The organism is Flavobacterium sp. (assembly GCF_046155325.1).
Taxonomy (GTDB): Bacteria; Bacteroidota; Bacteroidia; order Flavobacteriales; family Flavobacteriaceae; genus Flavobacterium.
The window spans coordinates 1-5,240 of sequence record NZ_JBJXDQ010000119.1 but is presented as its reverse complement, the minus strand read 5'-3'; the positions used below and the strand labels follow the sequence as shown (position 1 = coordinate 5,240).

The following is a 5,240-nucleotide window of genomic DNA, read 5'->3' as shown; positions in this document are numbered from 1 at the left end:
GCCATCGGGCAACCTCCAAAACCTTGAATAGCGCCATCAAAACGTCGGCATCCTGAATTATAGGCTGCGTCTACTTTTTCGAACCATTTGTCTGGAGTAGAATGTAAATGGGCACCAAATTCAATCTTGGGGTATTTTGGAATCAAATTAGTATATAAATACTTTATCGCTTCTGGTGTTGAACTCCCTATTGTATCAGAAAGCGAAAGTATTTTAACCCCCATTTTGGAAAGTTTTTCTGTCCACTCGCTTACAATATCAATATTCCAAGGATCACCGTATGGATTACCAAATCCCATCGAAAGATAGACTACAACTTCTTTGTTACTTTTATCTGAAATCTCAAGAATATCGGCTAGAGTGGTTAAAGATTCGGCTATAGTTTTGTGCGTATTCCGCATTTGAAAATTCTCTGAAATCGAAAACGGGAATCCTAAATAGTGAATGGGTTGGAGTTTCGAAGCGTCAATTGCACCTTGCGTATTGGCAATGATAGCCAATAATTTACTTTGTGTTTTAGAAAGATCTAATTGTGCCAAAACAGCCGCCGTATCTCGCATTTGAGGTATCGTTTTAGGCGAAACAAAACTACCAAAATCGATGGTATCAAAACCCACCCGAAGCAAGGACTGGATGTAAGCCACTTTTCTATCGGTAGGAATAAATGCCTTTATTCCTTGCATGGCATCCCTTGGACATTCTATGATCTTGATTGTTTCCATAAGGAATCAAATGTAAGAAACTTTAAAATGTAAACATTTAAAGTTTCTCTAAAATTTTCTTGTTGATTGTCTTTTTAAAAAGTATTTTTCGTAGTAAATACATTATTTAATTTATTTAAGAAATTAAAATATTACGCTTTTTGGTAATATTTTAAATTATTACGCTTTTTCCTTTATACTCACAGGACATTTCGAAGCCATTGGATTTTTATTGGCTGCAAAATAAATCTTTCGCTTCGGGGATTTGAAAGAAGCAAAAGACAGAAAATTAACTGAATATGTACTTATAGGAACGCTGCTAAGTTTCGGAATAGCTTTGATTACTAGTATTTTAGTTCAAAATTTTCTCTAAAATTTTCTTGTTGATAGCCTTTACCAAAGCAGGACCTTCGTAAATAAAGCCAGTATAAAGCTGTACTAAACTCGCTCCAGCTTCTAATTTTTCAATGGCATCATCTGGCGAATGAATACCTCCTACTCCAATAATAGGAAATGCATTATTACTTTTTTCAGACAGAAAACGGATAACTTCAGTTGATCTTTTGGATAACGGTTTTCCTGACATCCCACCTGTTTCTACCTTATTTTCAGATTGCAATCCCTCTCTCAAAATGGTGGTATTAGTTGCAATTACTCCCGAAATTTTAGTTTCTTTTACAATATCAATGATGTCTAATAATTGGGTATCGGTCAAATCAGGAGCAATTTTTAATAGTATCGGTTTTTGTTTTGTTTTCGTACTATTTTTATTTTGAAGCGTTTGTAACAATTGTGTCAAGGGCTCTTTTTCCTGTAATTCTCTCAAATTCGGAGTATTGGGAGAACTCACATTGACTACAAAATAATCAACATAATCATATAAGGCATCAAAACAAATGAGATAATCATCGACAGCACTATCGTTAGGAGTTGCTTTGTTTTTACCAATATTACCTCCTATTAATACATTAGTATTCTTTTTTAAACGTTCAACTGCTTCTTGAACGCCACCATTATTAAAACCCATTCGATTAATAATAGCTTGATCTTCTTTCAAACGAAACAATCGCTTTTTTGGATTTCCAGCTTGTCCTTTTGGAGTTAAAGTTCCTATTTCGATAAAGCCAAAACCAAAATTAGATAGTTCTTTGTACAAAACGGCATCCTTATCAAAACCAGCTGCAAGCCCTACAGGGTTTTTAAATTTAAGTCCAAAAACTTCCGTTTCTAATCTCGGGTCATTTATACCATATATTGATTGAAAAAGTGCTGGAAAACCAGGTATTTTAGAAAGAAAACGAATCAGTGAAAAAGTAAAATAATGCACTTTTTCTGGATCAAACAAAAAAAGTATTGGGCGAATAATTAGTTTATACATTGAATTTATATTGATAGTGCAAAAGTAGAACTATCTAGTCGATATCGAAATGTTTAGCGATTTTTTTTACTCTTTTAAATGATGAAAGCTGAAAATCAAAATTTTAAAATTGCGAATTTTAATTACATTTGCACAGATATACTTATTGTTATTTTATTCCAAACTATTTATGAAAAACATTCAAATTCTAGTTTTATTTTTAATTGGTAGTGCACTTGTAATTATCGGTGTCTTATTCAAAATCACTAATGAACGCAAAGATTGGACTAGTTTATTTTTAATTATTGGAATGACTTTTGAGGCAGTAGCTGGAATTTTATTAGTATTAAAATTAATTAAAAAGAATAAAAAATCGGATACATTTTTAGATAGTTAAATTTAAATCTAATGAACATTAAACTCATCGCCATTGGCAAAACCGACAATAAAAATCTGCAATGCTTAATAGAGGAGTATCATAAAAGATTGTCATTTTACATCAAATTTGACCTAGAGATTATTTCCGATATAAAAAACGTAAAAAACCTATCTGAAAGTCAACAAAAAGAAAAAGAAGGGGAATTAATTCTATCAAAAATAACAGCTACAGACCAACTCATCTTGTTGGACGAAAACGGAAAGACTTTTTCAAGTATGGGTTTTTCGGATGAATTGCAAAAAAAAATGAATTCTGGAGTAAAAACTTTAGTGTTTGTAATTGGCGGTCCTTATGGTTTTTCGGAAACGGTTTATAATCACGCAAATGCTAAAATATCGCTTTCACTAATGACGTTTTCGCATCAAATGGTTCGGTTATTTTTCATAGAACAGCTTTATAGAGCTTTTACTATTCTAAAAAATGAGCCTTATCATCATCAATAATTTTAGATTGTAGATTGCAGATTTCAGATTTCAGTCATTGCGATTCGAAAAAGCAAATCTACTTTGGCTTGCATCATAAGCTTATATAAGGGTTGATTGGATTTCGACAAGCTCAGCCTGATATTTCAATTTATTGTCGTATTTTTAAAACTAAAATGGTAATTAATTATTGAATTTTTATTTTATTAAATAATGAAACACATTCTACAGCTTCTTTCACATCATGGACTCTCAATATTTTAGCTCCTTTAGTCAATGCAATGGTATTCAAAACTGTAGTCCCATTTAAAGCACTTTCAGCATTAGAATCTAAGGTTTTATAAATCATTGATTTTCTTGAAAAGCCAACTAACAACGGTAAATCAGTTATTTCAAACAATTCTAATTTTTGCAAAATCTCGTAATTCTGGTCTAGTGTTTTGGCAAAGCCAAAACCTGGATCAATTATTAAATCATCAATGCCGTAACTTCGGGCATGAGCAATTTTTTTGGAAAAATAAAACAATATTTCTTTGACAATATTCTCATAATTAGTCATCTTTTGCATCGTTTGTGGTGTTCCACGCATGTGCATCATAATGTAAGGAACCTTATATTCTGCAATAGTTTTTAGCATTTTATCATCTGAATTTCCTGCCGAAATATCATTTATCATTGCAGCTCCATTATCGATACAAACTTTGGCTATATGGCTTCTAAAAGTGTCTATCGAAAGTAAAGCATTTGGAAAATGTTTACGTATTGATTTCACAACAGGAATAATACGATTCAATTCATCAGCCTCTGAAACGAACTCGGCACTAGGTTTGCTGGAATAGGCTCCGACATCAATAAAAGTAGCACCATCAGTAAGCATTTTTTCGACTTGTGACAAAACTTCACTTTCTCCCGAAACTTCAGGATAGTATTTACCTCCATCAAAAAAAGAGTTGGGTGTAATGTTCAAAATCCCCATAACTTTGGGAGTAGCTAAATCAATAAGTTGTCCTTTACAGCGTATTGTCATTTCAAAATCTTAAATTCGTTAATGATCATTTTACCATCCAATAAATATTCCTTATTTTTGGAAAAAATTATACAAATATACACCAATAAATGAATAGTACTTCTCAGCAATATGATAGTGTAATTGCAATTTGCCGCTCGCTATTTATCAATAAAATGAACGATTATGGCAGTGCTTGGCGCATCTTAAGGCTACCCTCTCTTACCGATCAGATCTTTATTAAAGCGCAAAGAATACGTTGTTTACAAGAAAATGAGGTTCGAAAAGTAAATGAGGATGAACGCGGAGAATTCATCGGAATAATAAACTATTCGATTATGGCGTTAATTCAATTAGAACTTGGCGTTGTGGATCAACCTGATTTATCATCCGACAAAGCCATCGAATTATACGACGCTAAAATCAAACTTACTAAGGAATTAATGGAAAATAAAAATCATGATTATGGCGAAGCTTGGCGCGACATGCGAGTGAGTTCCTTAACTGATTTGATTTTACAAAAGTTACTTCGGGTAAAACAAATTGAAGATAACAAAGGAAAAACCATAGTTTCTGAAGGCATTGATGCCAATTATCAAGATATGATTAATTATGCTGTTTTTGCTTTAATTTTAATTGATTTAAAAAAATAAACATAGTATGAAAAACTTTATCACCCAATTTTCAAGACTTTTCGTCGGAATATTATTTATCATTTCTGGGTTAATTAAACTCAACGATCCTCTAGGATTTTCCTATAAATTGGCTGAATATTTTGGTGAACCCGTTTTTAATTTGCCTTTTTTAGTGCCATTTTCATTAGCGATAGCCTTATTTCTAGTAATTCTTGAAGTGGTTTTAGGCGTTATGTTACTTTTAGGATACCACTCAAAAAACACTGTTTTTAGTTTACTGTTTTTAGTAGTCTTTTTTAGTTTTCTAACTTTTTACTCTGCTTATTTTGATGTCGTAAAAGACTGTGGCTGTTTTGGTGATGCTTTACACTTAACGCCTTGGCAATCTTTTACTAAGGATATCGTTTTATTATTTTTTATAGTAATTTTGTTTTTAAATCAAAAACTTGTAAAACCATTATTTTCAAAAAGTATAATGTCGTTTTTAGCATTAATGAGCTTTGTTTTATGCGGTTTTATGGGATATTGGGTTCTAAATCATTTACCGATTATAGATTTTAGACCATACAAAATAGGAACAAACATTCAAAAAGGGATGGAAATTCCTGATGGAGCACCAAAATCAGTAGTAGAAATGATTTTTATTTATAATGTAAATGGTGTTGCAAAAGAATTTTCCG

7 protein-coding genes and 1 pseudogene are annotated in these 5,240 nt (G+C 31.9%); 5 read left to right on the top strand and 3 right to left on the bottom strand.

Annotation, left to right across the window (positions count from 1 at the left end; genetic code table 11):
- Window positions 1-722 (bottom strand): hydroxymethylglutaryl-CoA lyase (locus ACKVOD_RS08265; RefSeq protein WP_409208998.1); only part of this gene is annotated, 722 nt, incomplete at its 3' end.
- 142 nt (window positions 723-864) lie between these two features.
- On the opposite strand from ACKVOD_RS08265, the pseudogene ACKVOD_RS08260 reads away from it, so the two are divergent.
- Window positions 865-1,074: pseudogene (locus tag ACKVOD_RS08260) on the top strand (DUF3307 domain-containing protein); the annotation flags it as partial.
- Here the strand turns inward: ACKVOD_RS08260 and ACKVOD_RS08255 are convergent.
- On the bottom strand, window positions 1,054-2,079 hold the full coding sequence (locus ACKVOD_RS08255; RefSeq protein ID WP_409208997.1) for a quinone-dependent dihydroorotate dehydrogenase: 1,026 nt from the start codon (window positions 2,077-2,079) through the stop codon (window positions 1,054-1,056). The pseudogene ACKVOD_RS08260 and the gene ACKVOD_RS08255 sit on opposite strands and share 21 nt — an antisense overlap.
- Before the next feature lie 169 nt (window positions 2,080-2,248).
- Between ACKVOD_RS08255 and ACKVOD_RS08250 the strand changes: the two genes are divergently transcribed.
- The gene (locus ACKVOD_RS08250) at window positions 2,249-2,455 is read left to right on the top strand and encodes a GldL-related protein (protein ID WP_409208996.1); all 207 of its coding nucleotides are present in this window, start codon (window positions 2,249-2,251) and stop codon (window positions 2,453-2,455) included.
- An 11-nt stretch (window positions 2,456-2,466) separates the two neighbouring features.
- Entirely contained in the window at window positions 2,467-2,940 is a 474-nt protein-coding gene (gene rlmH / locus ACKVOD_RS08245; protein WP_409208995.1) for a 23S rRNA (pseudouridine(1915)-N(3))-methyltransferase RlmH, read from the top strand.
- 166 nt (window positions 2,941-3,106) lie between these two features.
- Here rlmH and folP read toward each other — a convergent pair whose 3' ends face one another.
- Window positions 3,107-3,946 (bottom strand): dihydropteroate synthase, encoded by an 840-nt coding sequence (gene folP, locus ACKVOD_RS08240; RefSeq protein ID WP_409208994.1) that lies wholly within the window; start codon window positions 3,944-3,946, stop codon window positions 3,107-3,109.
- A gap of 89 nt (window positions 3,947-4,035) precedes the next feature.
- Here folP and ACKVOD_RS08235 point away from each other — a divergent pair, with 89 nt between their 5' ends.
- Complete coding sequence (locus ACKVOD_RS08235) at window positions 4,036-4,578, top strand: DUF1599 domain-containing protein (RefSeq protein ID WP_409208993.1); 543 nt, start codon at window positions 4,036-4,038, stop codon at window positions 4,576-4,578.
- A gap of 7 nt (window positions 4,579-4,585) precedes the next feature.
- On the top strand, window positions 4,586-5,240 hold a 655-nt coding region (locus tag ACKVOD_RS08230; RefSeq protein ID WP_409208992.1), incomplete at its 3' end, for a BT_3928 family protein.

Bases quoted from the DNA above. Each gene is read 5' to 3' on its own strand.
- ACKVOD_RS08250 (WP_409208996.1), top strand. From the start codon at position 2,249: ATGAAAAACATTCAAATTCTAGTTTTATTTTTAATTGGTAGTGCACTT.
- folP (WP_409208994.1), bottom strand. From the start codon at position 3,946: ATGACAATACGCTGTAAAGGACAACTTATTGATTTAGCTACTCCCAAA.
- ACKVOD_RS08235 (WP_409208993.1), top strand. From the start codon at position 4,036: ATGAATAGTACTTCTCAGCAATATGATAGTGTAATTGCAATTTGCCGC.
- rlmH (WP_409208995.1), top strand. From the start codon at position 2,467: ATGAACATTAAACTCATCGCCATTGGCAAAACCGACAATAAAAATCTG.
- ACKVOD_RS08255 (WP_409208997.1), bottom strand. From the start codon at position 2,079: ATGTATAAACTAATTATTCGCCCAATACTTTTTTTGTTTGATCCAGAA.